26 protein-coding genes and 2 pseudogenes are annotated in these 24183 nt (G+C 57.6%); 18 read left to right on the top strand and 10 right to left on the bottom strand.

Features of this window, described 5'->3' with window-relative positions; genetic code table 11:
• Nucleotides 1-21 precede the first annotated feature (21 nt).
• The 4 genes from trkA to def all read right to left on the bottom strand — a co-directional run bounded on the left by trkA (nucleotide 22) and on the right by def (nucleotide 4288).
• Nucleotides 22-1398, bottom strand: coding sequence for a Trk system potassium transporter TrkA (gene trkA / locus ACSMDR_RS19780; RefSeq protein WP_005893470.1), 1377 nt, complete (start codon nucleotides 1396-1398; stop codon nucleotides 22-24).
• 64 nt (nucleotides 1399-1462) lie between these two features.
• On the bottom strand, nucleotides 1463-2758 hold the full coding sequence (rsmB, locus tag ACSMDR_RS19775; protein WP_436469425.1) for a 16S rRNA (cytosine(967)-C(5))-methyltransferase RsmB: 1296 nt from the start codon (nucleotides 2756-2758) through the stop codon (nucleotides 1463-1465).
• Nucleotides 2759-2818: 60 nt separating this feature from the next.
• Nucleotides 2819-3763, bottom strand: a complete 945-nt coding sequence (gene fmt, locus ACSMDR_RS19770) for a methionyl-tRNA formyltransferase (protein ID WP_436469424.1) — start codon at nucleotides 3761-3763, stop codon at nucleotides 2819-2821.
• A 12-nt stretch (nucleotides 3764-3775) separates the two neighbouring features.
• Entirely contained in the window at nucleotides 3776-4288 is a 513-nt protein-coding gene (def, locus tag ACSMDR_RS19765) for a peptide deformylase (protein WP_436469423.1), read from the bottom strand.
• Between the two features lie 108 nt (nucleotides 4289-4396).
• Between def and ACSMDR_RS19760 the strand changes: the two genes are divergently transcribed.
• The 10 genes and pseudogenes from ACSMDR_RS19760 (at nucleotide 4397) to spfP (ending at nucleotide 11388) form a co-directional block, all read left to right on the top strand.
• Nucleotides 4397-5485, top strand: a complete 1089-nt coding sequence (locus ACSMDR_RS19760; RefSeq protein WP_436469422.1) for a LysM peptidoglycan-binding domain-containing protein — start codon at nucleotides 4397-4399, stop codon at nucleotides 5483-5485.
• A gap of 11 nt (nucleotides 5486-5496) precedes the next feature.
• Nucleotides 5497-6663 (top strand): DNA-processing protein DprA, encoded by a 1167-nt coding sequence (gene dprA / locus ACSMDR_RS19755; protein WP_436469421.1) that lies wholly within the window; start codon nucleotides 5497-5499, stop codon nucleotides 6661-6663.
• Nucleotides 6656-7129, top strand: coding sequence for a DUF494 family protein (locus tag ACSMDR_RS19750; RefSeq protein ID WP_005893455.1), 474 nt, complete (start codon nucleotides 6656-6658; stop codon nucleotides 7127-7129). Before dprA ends, ACSMDR_RS19750 begins: the two co-directional genes overlap by 8 nt.
• 54 nt (nucleotides 7130-7183) lie before the next feature.
• Nucleotides 7184-7741 (top strand): DNA topoisomerase family protein, encoded by a 558-nt coding sequence (locus tag ACSMDR_RS19745; RefSeq protein ID WP_436469420.1) that lies wholly within the window; start codon nucleotides 7184-7186, stop codon nucleotides 7739-7741.
• A 73-nt stretch (nucleotides 7742-7814) separates the two neighbouring features.
• Nucleotides 7815-8321, top strand: a complete 507-nt coding sequence (gene purE / locus ACSMDR_RS19740) for a 5-(carboxyamino)imidazole ribonucleotide mutase (RefSeq protein WP_005893452.1) — start codon at nucleotides 7815-7817, stop codon at nucleotides 8319-8321.
• Between the two features lie 45 nt (nucleotides 8322-8366).
• Nucleotides 8367-8930 (top strand): annotated as a pseudogene (gene tsaC / locus ACSMDR_RS19735) (L-threonylcarbamoyladenylate synthase type 1 TsaC); the annotation flags it as partial.
• A gap of 80 nt (nucleotides 8931-9010) precedes the next feature.
• Nucleotides 9011-9919 carry an oxygen-dependent coproporphyrinogen oxidase gene (gene hemF, locus ACSMDR_RS19730; RefSeq protein WP_005893447.1) on the top strand — a complete coding sequence of 303 codons (909 nt, stop codon included), beginning with the start codon at nucleotides 9011-9013 and terminating at the stop codon, nucleotides 9917-9919.
• A gap of 103 nt (nucleotides 9920-10022) precedes the next feature.
• Nucleotides 10023-10841, top strand: coding sequence for a shikimate dehydrogenase (gene aroE / locus ACSMDR_RS19725; protein ID WP_005893444.1), 819 nt, complete (start codon nucleotides 10023-10025; stop codon nucleotides 10839-10841).
• Between the two features lie 72 nt (nucleotides 10842-10913).
• Nucleotides 10914-11057: pseudogene (locus ACSMDR_RS19720) on the top strand (DUF1488 family protein); the annotation flags it as partial.
• Between the two features lie 283 nt (nucleotides 11058-11340).
• A complete protein-coding gene (gene spfP / locus ACSMDR_RS21275; RefSeq protein WP_462101308.1) occupies nucleotides 11341-11388 on the top strand; it encodes a small protein SpfP in 48 nt (15 codons plus the stop codon).
• A 548-nt stretch (nucleotides 11389-11936) separates the two neighbouring features.
• On the opposite strand, the gene yihA is transcribed toward spfP, so the two are convergent.
• The gene (yihA, locus tag ACSMDR_RS19715; protein ID WP_040318858.1) at nucleotides 11937-12587 is read right to left on the bottom strand and encodes a ribosome biogenesis GTP-binding protein YihA/YsxC; all 651 of its coding nucleotides are present in this window, start codon (nucleotides 12585-12587) and stop codon (nucleotides 11937-11939) included.
• 141 nt (nucleotides 12588-12728) lie between these two features.
• Between yihA and ACSMDR_RS19710 the strand changes: the two genes are divergently transcribed.
• The 4 genes from ACSMDR_RS19710 (at nucleotide 12729) to hemN (ending at nucleotide 16582) form a co-directional block, all read left to right on the top strand.
• On the top strand, nucleotides 12729-13346 hold the full coding sequence (locus tag ACSMDR_RS19710) for a c-type cytochrome (protein WP_005893441.1): 618 nt from the start codon (nucleotides 12729-12731) through the stop codon (nucleotides 13344-13346).
• A gap of 816 nt (nucleotides 13347-14162) precedes the next feature.
• Nucleotides 14163-14729, top strand: a complete 567-nt coding sequence (gene yihI, locus ACSMDR_RS19705; protein ID WP_005893439.1) for a Der GTPase-activating protein YihI — start codon at nucleotides 14163-14165, stop codon at nucleotides 14727-14729.
• An 11-nt stretch (nucleotides 14730-14740) separates the two neighbouring features.
• Nucleotides 14741-15181, top strand: coding sequence for a DUF2489 domain-containing protein (locus tag ACSMDR_RS19700; protein ID WP_051106557.1), 441 nt, complete (start codon nucleotides 14741-14743; stop codon nucleotides 15179-15181).
• Nucleotides 15182-15208: 27 nt separating this feature from the next.
• Nucleotides 15209-16582 (top strand): oxygen-independent coproporphyrinogen III oxidase, encoded by a 1374-nt coding sequence (hemN, locus tag ACSMDR_RS19695; RefSeq protein ID WP_005893432.1) that lies wholly within the window; start codon nucleotides 15209-15211, stop codon nucleotides 16580-16582.
• Between the two features lie 92 nt (nucleotides 16583-16674).
• On the opposite strand, the gene add is transcribed toward hemN, so the two are convergent.
• On the bottom strand, nucleotides 16675-17676 hold the full coding sequence (gene add / locus ACSMDR_RS19690; RefSeq protein WP_005897722.1) for an adenosine deaminase: 1002 nt from the start codon (nucleotides 17674-17676) through the stop codon (nucleotides 16675-16677).
• A 519-nt stretch (nucleotides 17677-18195) separates the two neighbouring features.
• The gene (gene asnA, locus ACSMDR_RS19685) at nucleotides 18196-19194 is read right to left on the bottom strand and encodes an aspartate--ammonia ligase (RefSeq protein ID WP_436469419.1); all 999 of its coding nucleotides are present in this window, start codon (nucleotides 19192-19194) and stop codon (nucleotides 18196-18198) included.
• Between the two features lie 155 nt (nucleotides 19195-19349).
• Here asnA and asnC point away from each other — a divergent pair, with 155 nt between their 5' ends.
• Nucleotides 19350-19811, top strand: coding sequence for a transcriptional regulator AsnC (gene asnC, locus ACSMDR_RS19680; RefSeq protein ID WP_005897718.1), 462 nt, complete (start codon nucleotides 19350-19352; stop codon nucleotides 19809-19811).
• 39 nt (nucleotides 19812-19850) lie between these two features.
• Here the strand turns inward: asnC and ACSMDR_RS19675 are convergent, their stop codons facing one another.
• Together ACSMDR_RS19675 and ACSMDR_RS19670 are read right to left on the bottom strand one after the other, a co-directional pair.
• Nucleotides 19851-20615 carry a substrate-binding periplasmic protein gene (locus ACSMDR_RS19675; RefSeq protein ID WP_436469418.1) on the bottom strand — a complete coding sequence of 255 codons (765 nt, stop codon included), beginning with the start codon at nucleotides 20613-20615 and terminating at the stop codon, nucleotides 19851-19853.
• 101 nt (nucleotides 20616-20716) lie between these two features.
• Nucleotides 20717-21121 (bottom strand): CBS domain-containing protein, encoded by a 405-nt coding sequence (locus ACSMDR_RS19670; protein ID WP_005897715.1) that lies wholly within the window; start codon nucleotides 21119-21121, stop codon nucleotides 20717-20719.
• Nucleotides 21122-21300: 179 nt separating this feature from the next.
• Here ACSMDR_RS19670 and ACSMDR_RS19665 point away from each other — a divergent pair, with 179 nt between their 5' ends.
• On the top strand, nucleotides 21301-22005 hold the full coding sequence (locus tag ACSMDR_RS19665) for an SDR family oxidoreductase (protein ID WP_436469417.1): 705 nt from the start codon (nucleotides 21301-21303) through the stop codon (nucleotides 22003-22005).
• On the opposite strand, the gene ACSMDR_RS19660 is transcribed toward ACSMDR_RS19665, so the two are convergent.
• A complete protein-coding gene (locus ACSMDR_RS19660; protein ID WP_436469416.1) occupies nucleotides 21931-22461 on the bottom strand; it encodes a 2-amino-4-hydroxy-6-hydroxymethyldihydropteridine diphosphokinase in 531 nt (176 codons plus the stop codon). The two genes, ACSMDR_RS19665 and ACSMDR_RS19660, sit on opposite strands and share 75 nt — an antisense overlap.
• Nucleotides 22462-22588: 127 nt before the next feature.
• Here ACSMDR_RS19660 and cydH point away from each other — a divergent pair, with 127 nt between their 5' ends.
• Together cydH and ACSMDR_RS19650 are read left to right on the top strand one after the other, a co-directional pair.
• The gene (cydH, locus tag ACSMDR_RS19655) at nucleotides 22589-22681 is read left to right on the top strand and encodes a cytochrome bd-I oxidase subunit CydH (protein WP_152435978.1); all 93 of its coding nucleotides are present in this window, start codon (nucleotides 22589-22591) and stop codon (nucleotides 22679-22681) included.
• A 97-nt stretch (nucleotides 22682-22778) separates the two neighbouring features.
• On the top strand, nucleotides 22779-24179 hold the full coding sequence (locus ACSMDR_RS19650) for a sensor histidine kinase (RefSeq protein ID WP_436469415.1): 1401 nt from the start codon (nucleotides 22779-22781) through the stop codon (nucleotides 24177-24179).
• Nucleotides 24180-24183: the final 4 nt, after the last annotated feature.

Raw genomic sequence — 24183 nt, 5'->3', positions numbered from 1 at the left:
TGAAGCGTAAACATGGTCAGGTTACAGGAAGAAGGGGCTTGGTTGGAACAATCGCTCCACTTCCGGTATGTACTTCTTGTCGACCAGGAACATCACCACATGGTCATCTTGCTGGATCTGGGTGCGATCGTGAGCGATCAATACCTCATCCCCACGCACGACGGCGCCTATGGTGGTGCCGGGCGGCAGCTTGAGTTCACCGACGGTGCGACCGACCACCTTGGAGGTGTTCTCGTCACCATGGGCGATGGCTTCGATGGCCTCGGCTGCGCCACGGCGCAGGCTGTAGACGTTGGCGATGTCGGCCCGGCGCACATGGGTCAGCAGGGCCGAGATGGTCGCCTGCTGTGGCGAGATGGCGATGTCGATGGAACCGCCTTGCACCAGATCCACATAGGCACTGCGCTGGATCAGCACCATGGTCTTCTTGGCGCCCATCTTCTTGGCGAGCAGGGCCGACATGATGTTGGCTTCATCTTCGTTGGTGACCGAAATGAAGACGTCGATCTGGTCGATGTGCTCCTCGGCGAGCAGTTCCTGATCCGCAGCATCACCACAGAAGACGATGGTGTTTTCGAGTAACTCCGAGAGCTGTTCGGCCCGCTTCTGGTTACGCTCGATCAACTTGACGCTGTAACGCTTCTCCAGCTGACGGGCGAGCCCGGCACCTATATTGCCGCCACCGACGATCATGATGCGGCGATAGGGGCTCTCGAGCCGCTGCAACTCGGACATCACGGCGCGGATATGGCCGGCCGCCGCGACGAAGAACACCTCGTCATCGGCCTCTATGATAGTGGTGCCTTGCGGGCGGATGGAGCGGCCCTGGCGGAAGATAGCCGCCACCCGGGTCTCTATGTTGGGCATGTGCTCGCGCAGGGTGGAGAGTGCGTTGCCGACCAGGGGGCCGCCATAGTAGGCCTTGACCGCGACCAGACCCACTTTGCCACCGGCAAAATCCACCACTTGCAACGCACCCGGATACTCAATCAGTCGGCGAACATAGTCGGTCACCAGCTGCTCGGGGGCGATGAGGTGATCCACTGGTATCGCCTCGGGCAGAAAGAGCCGATCCCGCTCAGCCAGATAGGAGGGAGAGCGAATGCGTGCCACCTTGTTCGGGGTGTTGAACAGTGAGTAGGCGATCTGGCAGGCGATCATGTTGGTTTCATCACTGTTGGTGACGGCGACCAGCATGTCCGCATCCTGGGCTCCCGCCTCGCGCAGCACCTTGGGGTGGGCACCGTGGCCATTGACCACCCGCAGGTCAAATTTGTCCTGCAGCTCGCGCAGGCGTTCGCTGTCGGTATCGACCAGGGTGATGTCGTTGTTCTCCCCGGCAAGGTTCTCGGCCAGGGTGCCGCCAACCTGGCCGGCTCCCAGTATGATGATTTTCATAGGGAAGACGTACTCGCATCAGGGGGGAGGAGGGGGGCAGCAGGCTGACCCATGACCGCATTCATCAGGCTTCTTTCAACAGCTTGGCGTAGTAGAAACCATCCATGCCCGCATCGCCCGGCAAGAACTGGCGACCCGGAGCTGCCGGTGTGTCTTGCTCGTGGAGTGGTATCAGACGGGCGTCCTTGGTGGCGGCCAGGAAGGTATGCACCTGATCGCGGTTCTCTTCGGGCAGTACCGAGCAGGTGGCGTAGAGCAGGGTGCCACCTTTCTTGAGTCGTGGCCAGAGTGCCGCCAGGATGCGGCCCTGCAACTCGGCCAGTTCGCGAATATCTTGATCCCGGCGCAGCCACTTGATGTCGGGGTGGCGACGGATGACGCCGGTGGCGGAGCAGGGAGCATCGAGCAGGATGCGGTCGAACTGCCCCTCTGGCCACCACTGGTCGGGGGTACTGGCGTCGCCGTGGATCAGCCGGGCCATGAGGCCGATGCGATCCAGGTTCTCTTGCACCCGTTTGAGGCGGTTATCGTCGGCATCGACGGCGACGACACCGGCCAAGTCGGGTTGGCGTTCGAGCAGGTGTGCCGTCTTGCCGCCAGGGGCGGCGCAGGCATCCAGTATCCACTCGCCCGGTTGCGGGTCGAGCAACTGGGCGGCGAGCTGGGCGGCGCCATCTTGCACAGAGCAGTCCCCCTGCTCGAAGCCGGGCAGTTTGGTCACGTCACAGGGGCGCTCCAGCAAGATGCAGTCAGCGCCCTCGTCACCGGCCTGTGCATTGATGCCCACCTCGGCCATGCGCGCCAGCATCTGATCGCGGCTCTGGCGTTGGCCGTTGTTGCGGATCCACATGGGCGGGCGCTGGTTGTTGGCCTCCATGATGAACTCCCAATCTTCGGGATAGGCCTGGCGCAGACGTTTGGTGAGCCACTCCGGGTGACCGAGACGTATGCTGGGCACCCTGTCGATACGGGCCAGGATCACCTCGGCGCTGCGCTGGAAGTTGCGCAATACACCGTTGATCAGGCCTCGCAGTGAGCTGCCCTTGAGCAGCTTGACCGCATTGACGGTCTCGGCCACGGCGGCGTGGGCCGGAATGCGGGTGTAGATAAGTTGGTAGAGCCCGACCAGGATCAGATAGTGGAAGATGCGGCTCTTGTTCTTGAGGGGCTTGTCCATCATCTCGTTGACGGCGGCATCCAGGCGCGGCATCCAGCGCAGGGTGCCGTAGCAGAGTTCTTGCAGGAGGGCGCGATCGCGGGGGGCGACTTTCTCCTGGGCAGCAGGCAGAACGGCGGAAAGAGAGAGCCCCTGATCCAACACCTGTTGAATGACGAGAGCGGCCTGTGCACGTGTTTTCATAATGTTACCTTAGATGCTCAAGTCGGGGCTGGGGCCCCGCTTGGTTCAATTCAATCCAGCTCAATTCAGTCGGATGCCGGGGGCAAACCAGTCACGGCGCGAGTTGAGCAGGTCCGAAGCGGACATGGCTTTCTTGCCGGGAGGTTGCAGGGTCAGCAGGCGCAGGATGCCATGGCCGGTGGCGATGTCGATCCCCTGCTTGTCGGCCTTGAGCAGAGTGCCTGCATGCTGGCCATGTTCGGCCTCGAGCGCTTCTGCCTGCCAGACCTTGATGGTCTGGTCTGCCACTTCAAACCAGCTGATGGGCCAGGGATTGAAGGCGCGAATGCAGCGCTCTATGGCGACGGCGTCCATGGACCAGTCGATGCGGGCCTCCTCCTTGGAGAGTTTCTGGGCGTAATTGGCCTGGGCATCATCCTGCTGTTCGGCGGCGGCGTTGCCTGCGGCCATCGCATTGAGCGTCTCGACCAGTGCCTGGGGGCCCAGCTCGGCCAGCTTGTCATAGAGGCTGGCTGAGGTCTCGTCGGGGGCGATGGGGCAAGTGACCTTGCGGATCATGGCGCCGGTATCCAGGCCTACATCCATCTGCATGATGGTCACGCCGGTTTCGGCATCGCCCGCCCAGATGGAACGTTGGATGGGTGCCGCACCACGCCAGCGTGGCAGCAGAGAGCCGTGAACGTTGATGCAGCCCAGACGTGGGGCATCGAGTACCAGCTTGGGCAGGATCAGGCCATAGGCCACGACCACCATAAGGTCGGCGCCCAGCGCCTTGAGTTCGGTCTGGGCCTCTTCATTGCGCAGGGATGCGGGTTGGTAGACGGGCAACTGGTGCGCAAGCGCCAGCTCCTTCACCGGGCTGGCCATCAGCTTCTGGCCCCGGCCAGCAGGCTTGTCAGGCTGGGTGTAAACGGCAACGACCTCATGGTCGGAAGACAACAACGCCGCCAGATGACGGGCGGCGAAGTCGGGGGTACCGGCAAAAATCAGTTTCAATTTATTCAAAGGGGCAGATCCTTAACCGGCTTTACGGTCTTCGCGCGCCATTTTTTCCAGTTTCTGACGGATACGCTGGCGCTTGAGTGGGGACAAGTAATCCACAAACAGTTTGCCCACCAGATGATCCATCTCATGCTGGATGCAGATAGCGAGCAGATCGTCCGCTTCGAGCTCGAACGGTTTGCCGTTACGGTCCAGGGCGCGGATCTTGAGCCACTCGGCACGAGGCACCAGGGCGCGGCTGCCTGGCACTGAGAGGCAACCCTCTTCAATGCCGGTGCTGCCTGACTGGGCAATGACTTCCGGGTTGATCAGCACCAGGGGATCTTCTCGATCCTCAGAGACGTCGATAACTATGATGCGCTGATGTATGTCGACCTGGGTTGCGGCCAGGCCAATGCCTTCCTCCGCATACATGGTGTCGAACATATCATCTACAATGTGTTGTAACTCGGGTGTAATGGTCTCGACAGGGGCTGCAACGGTACGCAGACGTTCATCGGGGAAACGCAATACATCTAGAATGGCCATAGTCTTATCTTTAGTTTCGTATAATTGCAGTCAATATTGACGTAATTCTAGTCATTTACGCCGACAAAAAACAGCAACACTTTGCGCACAGAAATAACAGGGAGTGTTATGTATCTGAAGCAAACGACTTTTGCCTGTCTGCTGGCCCTGGCAAGCCAGGGCGCACAGGCCCAGACGCTGTCCCTCAAGAGCGGTTATCCCAGCAACTATGTGGTCCAGAAGGGCGACACCCTGTGGGATATTTCCGGTAAGTATCTCGATCAGCCTTGGCTTTGGCCCCAGCTCTGGAATATCAATGCGCAGATTGCCAATCCACACTGGATATACCCGGGGGATGTACTGCAACTGAGCTGGATCAATGGTCAGCCCCGCTTGGGGAAGGCGGTGCAGGGTGGGAAGCGGGTCATCACGCTCTCTCCCAAGAATCACTATGAGAGCAAAGCCAATCCCATCCCGACGCTGCCGCTCAGCGAAATCGGTCCCTTCATGCAGACCGATCATATCTTCGCGACGCGCCAGGAGAGCAAAGCCCTGCCCTATATCCTGGGGGAAAACGAAGGCCATATCGGCATGCTGGAGGGGACAACCCTTTATGTGCAGGGTGATCTGATCCCGGGTCAGGATTATGGCATCTATCGGCCAGGTACCATTTATAAAGACAAGAAGACCCGTGAGCTGCTGGGACAGGAGGCCATCTTCGTGGGGACGGCCCATGCGCAGGCACGGCTGGTCAAGGATCGTAGCCGTATCACTCTCACCAGCAATCAGCGAGAAGTCTATCAGGGGGATAAGCTGATGCCATTGCCAGCTCAGGAGAGTCTCTCTGCCCTGTTTACCCCCAGGGCTGCCCCGGTCACCGGCCCTGGCTATGTGGTCGAGTTGCCGAGCAAGGCTCGTGGTGGTGGCAAGTTTGATATTGTCCTGATCAACAAGGGGGCTCGCGATCAGATGGCGCCCGGCGATGTGCTGGATGTGCAGCGTCCGGGGATCCGTCTGACTGACAAGTATGGCAAGGTTTCCTATCGAGACTTCTCCTCACTGTATGACAAGGGATTTCACTCCGCCGGTCGGACTCCCCTGCCTGACGAGTCCATAGCCCGCATCATGTTGTTCAAGGTCTATGACAAGTTGAGCTACGGCATGATATTGCAGAGCCAGGACATGGTGAGTACCGGCTACAAGGTCAGTAATTTCTGAGCTCGGTCATCATGGATGAACTCAGAGCCTGGCTGATACTGGAAAGCGTACCCGGGATAGGGCCTGTCACCGCTTCGCGTCTGATGAGCGCCCTGGCCGAGAGCGCCGACGAAGAAGATCCAGAGGGTGACATAACTGCGCTGTTTGATTGCAGTGATGGTCATCTCCATGATTTGGGCCTGAGTCGTGAGCAAGTCAGGGCCCTGCGCCATCCCGGCATCGGGGTGGAGGAGGCGCTCAGGTGGGCTGACTACCCCGGCAACAGGCTCATCTGTCGTGACAGTCCCGAATATCCTCCCTTGCTGCGGGAGATCCCCGCAGCTCCCCTCTTGCTCTACTGTCGTGGTGAGCTCGACGTGCTATGTTTGCCGCAGATTGCCATGGTGGGCAGCCGTCATCCAAGCTATGCGGGCAAGGATAATGCCGCCAGGCTCGCTCGGGCATTGGCGGGTTCCGGATTGGCCATCACCTCGGGATTGGCCCTTGGCATAGATGGTGTCTGCCATCAGCAAGCGCTGGCCGTTGGCGGTATCACCCTTGCCGTGCTTGGCTCGGGGTTGGATCAGGTCTACCCCAAACGTCATCAACTCCTGGCTGAGCAGATCCTGATCAATGGTGGCCTGCTCATCTCCGAATTTTCGCCGGACAAGGGGCCATTGGCCGAGCACTTTCCTCGCCGTAACCGCATCATCAGTGGCCTCTCCCTTGGCACCCTGGTGGTCGAGGCGGCCGAGCAGAGTGGATCCCTCATCACGGCGCGTTACGCACTGGAACAAGGTCGTGAGGTATTTGCCGTGCCCGGTGCCCTGCAAAACGAGCGGGCATTGGGTTGCAACAGGCTGATCCAGCAGGGTGCCAAGCTGGTACTCAATGCCGAGGATGTGCTGGCTGAACTCAACTGGACACAGATCTGTATTCCACCAGGGGGGGCAGGTGCTGTCTCGAATGCCTACGCTGATGAAAATGCCGACGTCAATGCCGGTATTAATAGTGCATTGCCTTATGCCGATTTGTTGGATAACGTAGATTATGAGACCACGAGTGTGGATACCGTTGCCGAACGGACCGAGCTTCCTGTCGAGGTGGTACTGGGCAGATTAGTCGAGCTTGAGCTGGCAGGTGTTGTGATAGCGGTAGCCGGTGGATACGTCAGAGCGAGGAGGGCGAATCATGTTTGATGTACTGATGTACCTTTTCGAGACCTACATCCACAGTGATGCCGATGTAACGGTCGAACAAGATGAACTCACCGATGAGTTGACCCGTGCCGGTTTTGACCAGGACGAGATCAACAAGGCTCTCAACTGGCTGGAGCGGCTGGCCAATCTGCACGATAGCGAACGTGAAGTCTATGTCACTGCCAGTGCTCAGGGCTCGATGCGAATCTATGCCCCCGAGGAGCTGGTGCGACTGGGCACCGAATGCCGCGGTTTCATGCTGTTCTTGGAGCAAGCCCAGGTGCTCAATGCCGAGACCCGTGAGATCTGCATCGAGCGACTGCTCGAGCTCGACAAACCCGACATCGAACTCGATGACCTCAAGTGGGTCGTGATGATGGTGTTGTTCAATGTCCCCGGTAGCGAGACCGCTTACCACCAGATGGAAGAACTGGTGTTCGACGAGTCGGACGGCATACTGCACTGACAGCCAGGTGCCGCGCTGGTAGAATCCGGATCATCCGAATTCGAGGCGCGGCCCATGTCCAAGATCGACCATCAGCTCTTTTCTACCCACGAGCATGCGCTTGAGCGTGAGCCTTGCCCAGAGTGCGGGGCTGCGTTGGTGATCCGCCAGGGCAAGCACGGTCCCTTTCTCGGCTGTGCCAGTTACCCCGCTTGCGATTATATCCGCTCCCTGACTCCGTCCAGTCGCGATATCGAGAAGGTGCTGGAAGGCTCGGCTTGTCCCGATTGTGGTCAACCGCTGGCCATCAAGAAAGGGCGTTATGGTCTTTTCGTCGGCTGTACCCAATACCCCGCCTGTCAGCACATGGCCTCACTGCAGGAGAGTGACGATACCCAGATCCCCTGTCCTGACTGTGGCAAGGGCCATCTGCTCAGTCGCACCTCCCGCTATGGCAAGCAATTCTACAGCTGCAATGACTATCCCCACTGTAAATATGTGGTCAATGACAAGCCGGTGGCCGTACCTTGTTCCAAATGTGGCTGGGGTATCGTGGTCGAGAAGCGGGTGAGGGGCACATTAAGATTGATCTGCCCGCAAAAGAAATGCGGTCATCAAAACGAGCAGGTATAATCGCGCCGCCGCCGAGCGAGCGAAACGTTTGCGGTAACTTCAACCCCCCACTTGGAGTAAGGAAATTCCCACCATGAATAAACCGTTTGTTGCTGTACTGATGGGTTCTGATTCTGATTTTCCCGTGATGCAGACCACCTTGGAAGTACTGAAGTCCTTTGATATCACAGTGGAAGTGAAAGTCACCTCTGCGCACCGTACCCCGGCTGCGACCCACCAGTATGTCACCGATGCCGAAGCCCGTGGTTGCAAGGTCTTCATCTGTGCCGCCGGTTTGGCTGCGCACCTGGCCGGTGCCGTTGCTGGTATCACCACCCGTCCCGTGATCGGTGTCCCCATAGACGGTGGCCCGCTCAAGGGTCTGGATGCACTGCTCTCCACCGTGCAGATGCCAGGTGGCGTACCGGTCGCGACCGTTGCCATCGGCAAGGCGGGCGCCAAGAACGCAGGTTATCTGGCTGCCCAGATGCTGGCCGTGGCCGATGATGCTCTGGCCGCCAAGGTGCGTGCCGAGCGCCAGAAAAATGCTGAAGAAGTGATGGCCAAAGATGCCGCTCTTCAGGCTCAACTGCTGAAATAAGTCCCATGCGGCAGCTCGGCTGCCGCATTTTTTGATACAGAATCTCCTATGCAGAACGAATTCGAACAAGCCGTCGCCGCCCTTCGTGCTGGCGGCGTCATTGCCTATGCCACCGAGGCTGTGTTTGGCCTGGGGTGCGATCCTGATAACCAGGCCGCCGTGCAGCTGTTGCTTGCCATCAAGCAGCGACCGGTGGAGAAGGGGCTGATCCTGATTGCCGCCGATCTGGCCCAGTTGGAGGCCTATATCGATCTGGCCCAGTTGAGCGACGAGCAGCGCGCCCGGGTACTGGCCAGCTGGCCCGGCCCCTTCACCTGGATCATGCCGGCCAAGGCACATACCCCTGACTGGCTGACTGGCCGATTCGATACCCTGGCGGTACGGATCAGCGCCCATCCTCAGGTACAAGCCCTGTGTCGCGCCTTCGGCAAGCCGCTGGTATCGACCAGCGCCAATCTCACGGGTGAAGAGCCCGCCCGCAGCGTTGCCCAGATTGGGCATGAGCTGGCTGGGCAATTGGCCCATATACAGATTGGGGAGGTGGGCGGTCTATGTAACCCGTCCGAGATCAAAGATGCCCGCACTGGCGCCTTGATCCGTCCCTCCTGACATCGCGTTGGCCCCGTCGGCGACGTTGTGACAAGACTATAACGAGGCGGGACTTTGTGATCCCGTTGGCTGGAGAAGCAATGAGCAAACCTGATGTGGCCGCGGTCAAGGCCTTCCTGCTGGCGCTGCAAGACAGTATCTGCCAAGGACTGGAGCAGGCCGATGGCCTGGGCCGCTTCGTCGAGGATGCCTGGACGCGGGATGGCGGCGGCGGTGGCCGCACACGGGTGATGCGATCCGGCAAGGTGATAGAGCAGGGCGGCGTCAACTTCTCCCATGTCTATGGTGATGCCATGCCCGCTTCAGCCACTGCCCATAGACCCGAACTGGCCGGACGCCGCTTCGAGGCGATGGGGGTTTCGCTGGTGATTCATCCCCACAATCCCTATGTGCCGACCAGTCACGCCAATGTACGCTTCTTCATCGCAGAGAAAGAGGGTGAAGATCCCATCTGGTGGTTTGGTGGTGGCTTTGACTTGACCCCTTTCTATCCATTCGAACAGGACGTTCGGCACTGGCATCAGGTAGCCCATGGGCTGTGTCAGCCATTCGGCGAGGATATTTACCCCGAGTTTAAGTCCTGGTGCGATCGCTACTTCTATCTCAAGCACAGGGATGAGACTCGCGGTGTTGGCGGCCTCTTCTTTGACGATCTCAATCGTTGGCCATTCGAGCGATCATTCGCTTTCATGCAGGCGGTGGGCGAGGGCTACCTCGATGCGTACTTGCCTATCCTGGCTCGCCACAAGAACACGGCTTATGGTGAGAGGGAACGCCAGTTCCAGCTCTATCGTCGCGGTCGCTACGTCGAGTTCAATCTGGTCTATGACAGGGGAACCCTGTTTGGCCTGCAAACCGGCGGCCGTACCGAATCCATACTGATGTCCATGCCGCCCCTGGCGCGCTGGGAATATGATTGGCAGGCCGAGCCAGGTTCGGCGGAGGCCTTGCTCTACACGGATTACCTCAAGCCGCGGGAGTGGCTCTGATGGCAAGGGTCGCTACGGCGACCCTTTTTCATGGGGATTGAACTTGTTCCATACGGGGAAAAGCCGTTAAATCGGATCATTATCCTCAAGATGGAAACTCGTGATGGACAGGTATGCGGTATTCGGTCACCCGGTGCGACACAGCAAGTCGCCCTTCATTCACACCCTGTTTGCCCGGCAAACCCAGCAGCAGCTGGAGTATGGCCTGGCCGATCCTGAGCCGGACGAATTTGCCGCTGCGCTGCGCAGCTTCTTTGCCGAGGGGGGCAAGGGGTGCAATATTACCGTGCCTTTCAAGGAGCAGGCCTTCACTCTGGTCGACAGCCTGAGCCCGCGCGCCAAGCTGGCGGGGGCCATCAATACCATCAAACTGACCGATGATGGCCTGTTGCTCGGCGACAACACAGATGGAGCTGGCCTGGTTGCCGATCTCAAGGCTCAAGGCATTATCTTGGCCGAGAGCCGCATTCTGCTGCTCGGCGCGGGTGGAGCCGCTCGTGGAGCCCTGGCTCCCCTGTTGGCTGAAGGACCCAGAACCTTGGTGATCGCCAACCGTACCCATGACAAAGCGGCTCAGCTAGCCCAGCGTTTCACCAGCCTGGGACCTATAGTCGCGGCGCAATATGATGCGCTCACGGGGCCTTTCGATCTGGTGATCAATTCCACCTCTGCCAGCCTGCAGGGTACTCTTCCGGCTATTTCGCCCACACTCATCCATGATGACATTGCCGTGTACGACATGATGTATGGCGTCAATGACACGGCATTCAATGCCTGGGCCAGGGAGAGAGGGGCGCGAAAGATCATGGATGGTCTCGGCATGCTGGTGCAGCAAGCCGCCGAGGCCTTCACCATCTGGCGGGGCATACGCCCCGGCACCGCTCAGGTACTGCGGGAGCTGAAGCGTAACCTGGGGGCATGAACCAGAGCATGCAAGTCCCAGACTTGGTGCTATGGCAGGGGGCCAGCAGCGACTCTACTTTTCTGCTTAGTAGCTGGGGCTGCGCTCCCTTGTTACATCCGTCGTCATCGACTGGAGAAGCTGGCCAATCTCTCCTTACTGAGGGAAGAAGGCATGCTCAACGCCTTCGAAAGTCTGCGATTTTACAGAGAAGAACTTTTTGTAAAACTCGTTTAAAAACAAAATCTTGTCGATAACCTGGCGATCTATCTCTAGATCCTAAAAGTTTTTTTTCAGAAGACTGGAACTTTGTCATTATCGCGCTGACTAACTAGATAGTTGAGGAAGTGCTAGTTAGTCACCTTTATAACACCCCGGTATTCGTACTGGGGTTTTTTTTATCTTATTGAAAATAATAGGAAAAATCTATCTTGCATTGACGTGAAACTTTGTTACATAAATTACTTTCACTTTTTTGCCGGTTTGATGTACAGTTATTGACGTAGGGTACAGAGGTAAGATGTTCTATCTTTCAGACCTTTTATTTCACGTAATTGAATGTGGCTGAATAGCTGCCCCGATGAGTTATCGTCGGGGTGTTTTTTTATGTACATAATTTAGAGTAAAAGCTTTAAAAGTGGCAATTCCTTGATAAAATAGGAGGGTTTCTTGGGTAAACTCAGTTGTCATTTATTCTCAAGACCCATTTCTTCCCAATTTTGAACTGCTTCTTCAGGCCGGTTTCCCACCCAGGGAACTGGCCTCATTTTTAAGTCTGCTTCGCTCCTGTCGTGGTTTTACTTGGTAATTAAATTACATTTAGCTGTATAGAACTGTTTTTTATTGTCCGCGATCAGTGGGGAGCTGAAAACGTTATCATGTTGCCAGTTTGTTTATTCTTTAAGAGAATTAAATATTTTATCTATTTAAAATAATGAGTTGCGTCATAGCATGCGAATGGAGTTCATCGCGCAGGCAGGCAGGCAGGCAGGCAGGCAGGCAGGCAGGCAGGCAGGCAGGCAGGCAGGCAGGCAGGCAGGCAGGCAAGGTGTGCAGAAGAGAGGTAAAGGGGTTTCAATTAGCGGAGCCTGCTCCGCTAATTGAAAAATGGCGGTGTTAATCGGCGTCTTGTTCGGCGTCGATGGTTCCTTCAGCGGCTTCGCCCGCGAGGTACCAGCCAGTCAGGGTTTGAGCCAGCTTTTCCAGCCCGATCTGGTTGAGGGAGGAGAAGGCCTCTACCTGGATCTGAGGGCCCAAATTGGCGACCGCTTGACGCACCTTGATCACTTGGGTGTTACGTGGACCCGGACTCAGCTTGTCCGCCTTGGTCAGCAGCAGCATGACCGGCAGTTCGCGGTGGGAGCTCCACTCCAGCATGTTCATGTCGGTTTCCTTGAGCGGGTGGCGGATATCCATCAGGATCACCAGACCTTTCAAGGACTCACGGCGTTGCAAATATTCGGCCAGTGACTTTTGCCACTTTAGCTTCATTTCCAGTGGAACCTGGGCATAACCGTAACCCGGCAAGTCGACCAGACGCTTGCCTGGTTCTAGCTCAAACAGGTTGATCAATTGGGTCCGGCCGGGGGTTTTACTGGTCCGGGCCAGGTTCTTGTGCTTGGTTAAGGTGTTCAATGCTGATGACTTGCCTGCGTTGGAACGCCCGGCAAACGCAATCTCGACACCCCCATCATTTGGTAGGTGACGGATGTCGGGTGCGCTGGTCACAAAATGCACCTTATTGAAATTCAGAGTTTGTGTATCCAACGTAAATTCCCCATGGAGAGAGAGGGTTATAGAGTTACTTTTTTGTGAAATCGTGTAAAATGGCGTCGCTTAAACGCGTTTATTTTAACATGCCTTCAGCGGCATGGGATCGGAAGCCTAATAACGAGAAGTTGGAACGCCATGAAGAACCTAGTCATTACTCTTGCTCTGATGGTTGGCGTAACGGGGATGGCACAAGCCACAGGCGATGCCGCTGCGGGACAAACCAAGTCGGCGGTCTGCGCTGCATGTCATGGACCGGACGGAAACAGCCCTGCTGATATTTACCCCAAGCTCACTGGCCAGCACGCATCATATATTAAAAAACAATTAGTGGAACTGAAGGCTGCCGCTTCTGGTAACACTGGTCGCGCTTCTCCCATCATGGGAGCCATGGCTTTGCCCTTGTCAGAGCAGGATATGGATGACTTGGCCGCCTACTTCTCAAGCCAGCAAATTACGCCTGTAGCCGTTCCTGATGAGGTCGTTGCCGCGGGCAAGGCGCTCTATATGGGGGGTGACATGAGTCGTGGGCTGCCAGCTTGTGCTTCTTGCCATGGCCCCCGTGGTGCTGGCGTAGAGCAGGCCAAGTACCCAAGCCTGTCTGGTCAACACCCGGCTTACATCAAAGCCCAATTGGAAGGTTTCCGTGCCGCTACTCGCGACAATGATCCCAATGGCATGATGCGAGACATCGCCAAGAAGCTGACTGACCAGGACATAGAAATTTTGTCCAAATACGTGCCAGGTTTGCACTAACCACCGCGAATTACCGCACGCCTGAATATGTTGCTGTGATTGCATCAGCAGATCCAGACGGGGAGCCCAAGGGCTCCCCGTTTTGTTTTGCGTTGGCTTTGACCGTCCTCCCTGTGCGAGATCCACCATTTTGCTCGACGGCCTAGGCTGAAAAAGTTGTATTAAATAAAATAAAGTTATTATTTTTTAATTGGTTATTCACTTCCTATGCTGTCTGTCCTCCTACTTTAAGGCTGCAATCGGATTGAGCCGGTAACCGAACTTGATAGAGTGGTGACAAGGAAATGGCCCAAGGATTGGGTCAAGGCTTCACCAAGGGAGTGGTGAGGGCAAGGATGTCGGGAGTGGCTGGGAGCCAGGCAAAGGAGTGAAATACCAGGATGGTGACCTCTCGGGAAGGGAGGGCGATGCGGGAGGCAACCACCTTGACGTGTTACAGCCGAGTAGAGCGTCGAGTCAAGCAAGCACACGCACATTCAGGAACGATCAATAAGGTCAGGATGACCATATAAAGATATGAAGTGAGGCATCAGGGAAGGGCGATCTCGACAGGTATAGGACTCGCACAAGCATATCGGGGCAGCTTCGGCTGCCTTTTTTCTATTGGATGATTAACCCGGGCCGACATTTTGTGTCAAAATACCAGCAACATGCCCAGAGGATACCGATCCTGCGGTGTTCAGCTGCCTTGCGAGGCACAAATGATGCTGGATCCTGTGCTCGTCCTCATTATTCACTGTCAGCATCCTATCCCGCCAGACGCCCAAGGTGTCTCGTGACGGGTTTTATATATCCAGCAATGTCCCGGAGTCATTCATGTCGGCCAAACAACCCACTCGCAAACCCACCGGTAAGCGCAAAGAATCAGATACCAGCGCCCTGGAAGGCCGCGAGCGTAAACGTGCTGCCAAGCGCAAAGGCTTGAAGGCAGGGACTCGCCAGCAGGTTGCCGAGCCCAAAAACAATGGCAATAAACAAGTGCAGGATCCCCGTTTGGGCTCCCGCAAGCCGGTCGTCTTGATCGTCGATGACAAGCAGAGCAAGCCGAAGCCAGCCAAGGCCCCCAGAGAGAAAATCCTCACGCTGACTCCCGAACAGGAGCTGGCCGCCATCGAGAACGATGATCGCCTCAATGATTTCCTCGATCGTCTGGATGAGGGGGAGACCCTGAGTGCCGCCGATCAGGCTTGGGTTGATCAGCGCGTCGATCGCTATCAGGAGCTGATGGACGAACTCGGCATCATAGATGACGAGGATGAAGAGGAACCGGCGCTCATGGCTGATTTCGAAGAGACGCAGGCCCCGGCCACTGAAGAAGATCTGTGGGATCGTTTCAACAAGGCTGACTATCAGCCGCAACCTGTTGAGCCCAAGAAGAAGTGAGCACAACACTGATACTGGCTACCCTGGCGGGTAGCCTTATTTTACTGGGGCTGGCCATCTATGCAGGCATGCTGCTTGCACGGGTGCGTCGTCAGGGCGAGCTGCAGGCAAGGGCCATACGCGAGCGCAACGAACGTATCCTTGACAGCGTGCGACTCATCGCCCATGCGGTGCGTGATGGTCAGTGTGACTACTCGGAAGGGGCCATACGGCTGACCAACCTGCTCAATGCTTTGCAGATCAAAGAGGGGCGTGCTTTCGCCGCAGAGTTCCCCGGTTTGTACGATCTGTACGAGAAGGTAAAGGAGATGCCGACCCATGAGGCCCGCAAGGCGCTCAAGCGTAACGAGATCATGAAGATGGATCTGGAACGCAGTGGCTACGAGGTCGAATTGGAGGCGCAGATCCTCAAGGATGTCGCCCTGTTGAAGGATTTCCAGCTGGGTCACTGATCCCGGCCAATCGATGAGGAAACAAGTGTGCGAGTCGAACCCCTAGTGTGGGATCAGGCGCTGATCGAGAAATACAATCACAGCGGCCCCCGTTATACCTCCTATCCCACCGCCCTGGAGTTCAACGAAACATTCGGGTATCCGGACTTCGTGCACGCCGCCGGCCAGTATCCCGAGCGCAACCTCTCGCTCTACGTTCACATCCCCTTCTGTCACAAGCTCTGCTACTACTGCGGCTGCAACAAGGTGATCACCCGTCATCAGCACAAGGCCGATCAGTATCTCGATTATCTGGAGCGGGAAATTGCCGCCCAGGCCCCGCTGTTTGCCAACCGTACCGTGACCCAGCTGCATTGGGGTGGCGGCACGCCGACATATCTGGACGAGGCCCAGAGCCGGCGCCTGATGGGCATGTTGCGCGAGCATTTTCATTTCGCCGATGCGGGGGAGATCAGCATCGAAGTGGATCCGCGCGAGATTGAGCTGCATATGCTGGATGTGCTGCGTGAGCTGGGCTTTAGCCGCATCAGCTTAGGAGTGCAGGACTTCAACAAGCAGGTACAACAGGCGGTCAACCGCGAGCAGGACAACGATTTCATCCGAGCCATGCTGGAGCGAGCCCGTGAACTGGGTTTCCGTTCCACCAACCTCGATCTGATCTATGGTCTCCCGCATCAGGATCGTGACAGCTTCCATCACACTCTGGAGGAGGTGCTCAAGACGGATCCGGCTCGCCTTTCCATCTTCAACTACGCCCACCTACCGAGTCGCTTTGCCGCCCAGCACAAGCTGAAAGAGGCGGACATGCCAGCGCCTCGGGAAAAGCTGGCCATGCTGCAAGACACCATCTCCTTCCTGACCGGCCAGGGTTATCAGTTCATCGGCATGGATCACTTCGCCAAACCTGACGACGAGCTGGCGGTGGCCCAGCGGGCGGGCAAACTGCATCGCAACTTCCAGGGCTACACCACCCAGGGGGATTGCGACTTGCTGGGGCTGGGGGTTTCCTCGATCAGCATGATGGGAGATGCCTACTCCCAGAATCAGAAGGAGCTCAAGGCCTACTACGCCCAGGTGGAAGAGCTCGGCCATGCCCAGTGGAAAGGCTGCGCGCTCAAGCCCGATGATCTTATCCGCCGGGAGGTAATCAAGCGGCTCATCTGCGATTTCTCTCTGGAGTTTGCTGCCGTCGAGCAGGCCCATGGTCTGATCTTCAGGGAATACTTCGCCGCTGATCTCAAGTTGCTGCAGACCTTCGTCGATGACGGTCTGGTGCGACTGACCGACACCGGGCTGGAAGTGATAGGCACGGGCCAACTGCTCATTCGCAACATCTGCATGTGTTTCGATGTTTATCTGCGCAATATGGCGCGGGCTCAGCAGTTCTCCCGGGTGATCTGATCGCGACCTTGACCGTGTTGGCCAATCCATAAAAAAACCGCCATGCTGGCGGTTTTTTTATGGATGCCATATCGAGCCGCAGGCTTGCTGGCTCAGCGGGCGACAGCGCTGGCAGCCAGTTCGGCCTTCTCCTGCTTGCTCAGGAAGGCAAGCTTGAGGCCATTTTCCTGGGCGGTGCGTATCTGACTGGTGGTGAGACCTGCCGCCGGGGCGGCCACCTCGTATTCGTGGCGCAACTCTATGCCTTCCACCGCCGGATCGTCGGTATTGAGGCAGGCGAGCACACCATGGTCCAGGAATTGATGGATAGGGTGACTCTGCAGGCTCTCGACCGTGCTGGTTTGCAGATTGGAGGTGAGGCAGGACTCGATGCCGATGCCATGCTCGACCAGATAGTCCATCAACTGGGGATCCTGCACCGCTTTGACCCCGTGGCCGATGCGAGTCGCACCAAGATCGCGGATTGCCTGCCACATGCTCTGGGGCCCCGCCGCCTCGCCGGCATGGACTGTGACGTGCAGGCCGGCATTGTGTACCCGGCGAAAATGTTCGGTGAACAGCTCGCCCGGGAAGCCCAGCTCGTCACCGGCCAGATCGATGGCGACCAGCTGGTTGCTGTGCGCCAGACAGGCTTCCAATTCGCGGCGGCACTGTTCGGTGCCAAAGGTTCGACTCATGATACCGATGAGCTTGGCTTTGACGCCAAAGTCGCGGCAGCCCGCCTGGACGCCGTCTATCACCGCCTCGACCACCCCTTGCGGATCCAGCTTGTGGGCCATGGCCATGTAAGCGGGGCTGAAGCGCAGTTCGGCGTAGTCGATACCTGCGTGCAGCAGGTCTTCGGCATTTTCGTAAGCGACCCGGCGACAGGCGTCATAATCTGCCAGCACGGCCACGCCCCAATCTAGCTTCTTCAGAAACGCGACCAGGCTGGGTTCGTTTTCGACTATCTGCACATGGGGGCGCAGCGCCTCCAGCTCAAAGGCGGGCAGAGCGATGTTGTGCTGACGGCCGAGCTCGAGGATGGTCTGGGCCCGGATGTTGCCGTCCAGGTGACGATGGAGGTCGGTCAGGGGGAGGGATCTGTCAATCATGAGGGGTGCCTTCTTCGAGCCGATGAATGAGAAGCTAGTCATTTTAGGCAGGGATGACAAAAAAGATACCCTGTTTGAAATCAAAGGGGGTCGAATTGCCGCCGGGATGGTGAGGGCGTGATGGTAAGCGTTTTCTGGCAAGTCGGGAGGTGCCGGTAAATCGCCAGTTTTCTGGCTGCCAGTGAGGCCAGCGGCAGGCAACTTGCCAGCGGCACCGGAAGCATCATTCACAGCTCCTCGATATGTCGCCAAGAGCCAGTGTGGAGAGAGAAGAAAAACCCGGCCATCAGGGCCGGGGTTACTGTATGACAGTGAAAATCATCTGAGGAATGTAGTGATGCGACCTGAGGTGGGTTGAGCGGGTCGCAGGGGCTAACCCCGGTTCGGCGTGGTTTACCAGCGCCTTACAGCATGTCCGACATGCGCTCTTTCATCTCGGACTGCCACACATCGACTCGCATCTGACCGACATACGGTTGTTATTGCCGCATGTTAGCCAGATGCGAGGCAGCCATCTTCTTACAGCATGCCGGGGATGCTCTCTTTCATCTCGGACGACCAGACGCCGACTTGTACCTGACCAATATGCTCTTTTTGCAGGAGCAGCATGGCAAGGCGTGATTGTCCGATCCCGCCGCCTATGGTCTGTGGCATGCGATCCGCCAGCAGATCCTGGTGCCACTCATAGCGCAGGCGATCTTCATCCCCTGTGATGGCGAGCTGGCGGCGCAGCGCCTCTGCGTCCACCCGGATCCCCATGGAGGAGATCTCGAAGCTGTCTTCCAGTACCGGGTTCCACACCAGGATGTCGCCGTTCAGTCCGGCAAGTCCCTGACCGAGACAGTTTTCGCTACTCCAGTCGTCATAGTCCGGGGCGCGTACATCATGGCGCTCCCCGTGGGAGAGGGCGCCGCCTATGCCCATCAGGAAGACGGCTCCCAGCTCCTTGGCGATGGCGCGCTCACGCCCCTTGGCATCCAGATCCGGATAGCGGGCCAGCAGCTCTTCGCTGTGCAGGAACTGGATTTCGCTCGGCAGGAAGGGGGTCAGTGCGTGTTCGGCGCAGACCGCGCGCTCTGTGGCCTTGATGGCGGTCCAGATGCCGCGCACCGTTTCCTGCAAGTAAGCGAGATCCCGGCGCTCGCTGGGCATCACCTTCTCCCAGTCCCACTGATCCACATAGACGGAGTGGATGGGGCTGAGCCTGTCTTCGTCCGGGCGCAGGGCTTTCATGTGGGTGTAGATGCCTTCACCCGGCCCGAAGCTGAAGCGCCCCAGGGTCTGACGCTTCCATTTGGCGAGGGAGTGCACCACCTCATAGCTGTGTCCGGGTAGTGTCTTTACCTTGACCTGCACCGCATTCTCACAGCCGGAGAGGTTGTCCTGGGTGCCATCGCCGACCCGGCTCAGTATGGGGGCCTGCACCTCCATCAGGCCCAGTTGCTGGGCAAGCTGGCGGGAGAACATCTCTTTGACAAAGCTGATCTGCTGTTGGCTGCGAATGTAGTGCTGCTTCATTGTGGTTTCCTGTCTCTAACTGCCTCGATGTATGGCGATTCTTCAACAGAAGTAACCATTAATTCAATATTCGTTAATGAAAATACCATTTACCTATTTTTATCATCAAAATAAGTGCTAGTTTAATGAGATATCGACAATAAGAGAGCAAAAAAGTGCCAGAAAATTATCGGATCGATAATCTCGATCAAGCCATCCTCACCGCCCTGATGGAGAATGCCCGCATTCCCTACGCCGAGCTGGCCAAGCAGCTTGTCGTCAGCCCCGGCACCATACATGTGCGGGTAGAAAAGATGAAACAGGCGGGGATCATCGAGGGTACCCGGGTGCAGGTCAATGCCAAGCGGCTCGGCTATGACGTCTGCTGTTTCATCGGCATCAATCTCAAGAGTGCCAAGGACTATCCCTCGGCCCTGGCCAGATTGCAGGCCCTGGATGAGGTGGTTGAAGCCTATTACACCACCGGCAACTACAGCATTTTCATCAAGGTGATGACCCGCTCCATCGATGAGTTGCAGACGGTACTGATCCACAAGATCCAGACCATAGACGAGATCCAGTCCACTGAGACGCTCATTTCGCTGCAAAACCCGATCCTGCGAGATGTGAAGCCTTGAGTGGCGCACCAAGGGGCGGGCTGATGTAGCGGCTAATGCTCAGGGCTCGAGATAGGGAATGCCGTACTTGGCGAACAGTGCCTGGAGTCGGCCATCCTGCTTCATGTGCAGCAGTTCGGCATCATAGGCGGCCATCAGGGCCGGGGTCTGTCCATCGGCCCGTGCTTTGCACCAGACATGGTAGTAGGGGCTGCTCTTGAGTGGTTGAGGCAAGTAGTCGAGCTTCTCTTCCAGATGCTCTTCTCTTATCTGGCCGAAGGCGGTGACCAGTGACATGGGCACTAGATCGATCCGGCCGGCGACCAGTTTGCGCAACTGCAGCTGGTTGAGAGGGATCTCCTGAAAGCGGTAGCCAGGATCCTGCTCGGCCGCGCTGAGTTCGGGGGTATAGGCATAATCCTTGGTGATACCAATGCGCCAGGGTTTGAGATCGCTCAAGGCCTGATAGTGGATGCGCGCCTTATCCTGTTTGCGCACGAAGAAGTGCCAGCTGTGGCGGATGTGGGCCTGCTTGGGGTAGAGCAGATAGCTGTCTCGCTCCGCTTTGTAGGAGAGGCTCATTAAGAGATCATACTCACCCATCTTGGCGTTGCGGGTGAGCCGGGCCCCTGAATCGGTCAGCTCGATGCGAATGGGCACCTTGAGGGTGGTGAAGATCTCGGTCAGCAGCTCGACATCCATACCAGCCGGTGTTTGCCGTTCATCCAGATATTTGAGCGGTGGCTCCAGCATGCCGCCAATGATCAGCGTCTTGGCGGGCAGGGTGAACGACAGTAGTAGGCATAACAGAGGCAAGGTCCGCAATCTGCTTCTCCAGAAGCCATCTATGGCGGTGTATTGACCGCGGTTGTCCAACAGAAGATCGACCGTCCCTGGTCAATCCTGACATCAGGGGTTCTCCCTGCCTAGGTTTGCTGGCAGCCCTTGAGCTGCTGGTTGAGGGCCTGCATCACCTGACGGCGACTGATGATGCCGATCACCTTGCCCTGTTCAACCACAGGATAAATGCGTGGCTTGGCTCCCGTCATCTGGCGGGCGAGATCCAGGATGCTCTCATCCGGTCCTATGGACAGTGGCGTCTTGCTCATCATGTCCTGTACTTGAGTGCGGGTATCGCAATGGTAAGTGCCCGTCAACAGGCTGGGGATACAGTCCTGCTCGGACAAGAAACCAACCAGTTGCTGCTTGTCATCCAGCACCGGCAGGCCGCTCAGTCCCGAGGCGTGCAGACTGTCGAGGGCTGCGGCCAACCCTTGTTGTGGTTTCAGGGAATGGCTCAGGCGGCTCAGGTGATCGCGTACTTGTAACATATTGATTGCTCCACGGTTCTGGTTGGCTTCACTATGAGTGTGTCGCCACGATGACGCCAATGGGTGGTGTCGCAAGGATTGATAGACAATACCATTGACGATGAATGCAATATGCGATCGGTTGGGCAATTTTTTGACAAGTTCGACACAAGTCTGGCCTGTGTATGGGGGGAGAGATTATGCGTGCCTTGGTGACTGGCGTGGGCCGACGACTCGGCTTTTATCTGTGTGAACAGCTGGTGGCCGCCGGCTGGCAGGTGACGGGACAATATCGCTCGGCACGCCCCGAGCTGGAGAGATTACGTTCGCTCGGGGTCGAGCTGATCCAGGCCGATTTCACCCGGCCCAATGAGGTGGCAGCCCTGGCTGCCGGGCTGGTGGATTGCCTGGATCTGGGACTCATCATCCACAACGCCTCGGCGTTCGAGCCGTTGGCCGAAGACGTTGCCGCTCGGCTGGCCCAGTTCGATCGCTTCTATCAGGTGCACATGGCGGCACCTTTCGCGCTCAATCAGGCGCTGGCGCCCCGCTTGGCCGGCAACGACAACGCCAGCATCATCCAGATCACCGATATCTACATTCATGCGCCGCCCCCACAGTTTGCCAGCTATGTGGCGACCAAGGCGGGGGCTCACTCTCTGGCCATGAGCCTGGCCCGGGAGCTGGCGCCAGCGGTGCGGGTCAATACCATAGAGCCAGGCCCCATACTCTTTCTCGATGAACATGATGAGGCTTGGCGCGAGCAGGTACTGGCCAAGACACCCCTGGCACGGGAAGGCGGGCTGGAGCCTATCTGGCAGGCGGTGCAACTACTGCTGAGCAACACCTATATGACGGGGGCGAGCATCAAGGTGGATGGTGGCCGCTCCCTGGCCCGCCTCTGACTCCTGGCTGAGGTAGACGGGGCTCTGACCCAGGTGCAGACCCCAGGGGGTGAGCGCTACTTTTTGCACATTCACTGCCTGCTCGCCGTAGAGTTCCCCCAGCAGATCCTGGAGATAGGCATCGACTTCTGCAGTGTGGAAGTCGTCATCTTCACGTACCGCCAGTATGTCGATGTCGAGGGGCCTGTCATGCACTTTGCACAAGGGATCGTTGCGATCCCTGCCATGGGCCTGCTCCATGGCAACAAACTCCGTCTTCAGGCTCTGGGGAGTGGCGTCGCTCTCGATCACGAACAGGCAATTGAGGAAGTCATGGCATGAATGCATGCCCACGGGTTTGGTCTGGATCACCGAACTCAGCTGCAGGCGCCGAAAGCGTGCCAGCAGTTCACCGAGCGCTTGGCCGACATGGTGATCAGGCTCGAGATTGGATCCTATGCTACACAGATAGAACATGCCGCTATTCCTTGCGTTAGGGCTCATCTGAAAGGGTTACTTGGCTCACGTTAATCCCCTTAACTATGCATTAACATCGGCCAAGTATGTTGTGATCGGGCTCTGATTGAGCAACTAAGGAGGGGTTATGAGTATAGAAATGAAGTGGGCTCTGCTGACGGCGGCCGGTGCTCTGGCCATGGTGTTTGTCATCAGCACTATCGCTATCGTGTCCGCCTGAGCGGGTCAGAGACTGTCAAACCGGCCACTGGGCCGGTTTTGTTTTTTGCGCGACTGCGGATATGCTTGCCGACCCAATGCTGAGCTGAGAGTACAAGATGACACGGGTAAGACCGCGCTCACTGTTACAAGTCGTCCTGATGGGCTTTGTGCTGGTGCTGATGCCCCTTGGCGGCATGATCTGGCATGACAGCCGCGCCCTCGAGCATCTGAGCCAGCTCACCAGCGAGGAGATGGAGCGGGCGGTCCGCGATACCCGGCGTGCCACCTTGCTCAGCAACCTGGCGGTCGATCTCGAGCGCACCCTGCGCCGCTATGCCGTGCTGGGGGACAACCGCATTCTTGCCAGCTATCAGCAGCAACTGACCCACTACCGTGAGCTGCTTGCCGAACATCAAACATCTATCCCCAATGCCCCTGTCTATGGTCAGTTGGGAGATCTGCTCGGCTGGCTCGACAGTCTGCAGGATCTGACCAGGGCCAAGGTCGAGTCGACCAGCATTCGCTTCGAAGAGCTCGATCAGGCCAGCACTGAGCTGGAGATGGCGACCCGCAGCCAGGTGGATGAGCACCTGCTCAAGGTGCGGCTCGTCATCGATGAACTGATGAAGGAGATCTGGTGGGTCAGCGGCCTGGTTGCCGTATTGAGTCTTTTGTTGATCCTGCTGTTCACTTATCTGATCATTCACCCCGTACGTCAGATAGAGTCGCGCATTCTCAGCCTGGGTGCTGGCATAGAGCCGGATCAGAAGCCGGTGGACGGCCCGGCCGAGCTGGTGCTGCTGGGGGAGCGCATCCTCTGGTTGCACGACAAGTTGAAGGAGCTTGAGCAGCAGAAATATCAGTTCCTGCGCCATGTTTCCCACGAACTCAAGACGCCGCTGGCGGTGCTGCGGGAGGGGGCGGACCTGCTCTCGGAACAGCTGGTGGGGCCGCTCAACCCGGATCAGCAGGAGATCTGCCTGATGCTGGAGCAGAACAGCCGCCGCCTGCAGACCCTGATCGAGCGACTGCTCGACTTTAACCGTTTGAGTCAGCAAGAGGAGTTTGAGCGGGTGCCGGTGGCGCTCAGGCCGCTGCTGACGGAGCTGTGTGCCGAGTACCGACTCGCGATCGAGTCGAAAGAGGTCAAGGTTCATCTGCCCGAGACAGATCTTGTCTTGCAGACTGATCCCTACCGGTTGCGGCTGATCGTCGATAATCTTTTCTCCAACGCGGTCAGCTATGGTGCCCAAGGGGGCCAGATCTGGATCCGCTATGGCCAAGGCGAACAAGAGAGCTGGCTGGAGATGGCCAATGAGGGCCACACCATTCCTCAGGACGAGCGTGAACGCATTTTCGAACCCTTCGAGCAGGGCAGCATCGCTCGGCAGGGATTGTTGAAAGGGTCTGGCATGGGGCTATCCATCGCCCGTGAGTCTGCCATCAGCCTCGGCGGCGAGCTGAGTCTGGTGGACGATGCCCAGGCCCCTGTCTGTTTCCGGTTGACGTTGAAGTGATACC

This window comes from Aeromonas molluscorum, assembly GCF_051376105.1.
Taxonomy (GTDB): Bacteria; Pseudomonadota; Gammaproteobacteria; order Enterobacterales; family Aeromonadaceae; genus Aeromonas; species Aeromonas molluscorum.
This window is presented reverse-complemented; position numbering and strand designations above follow the sequence as displayed.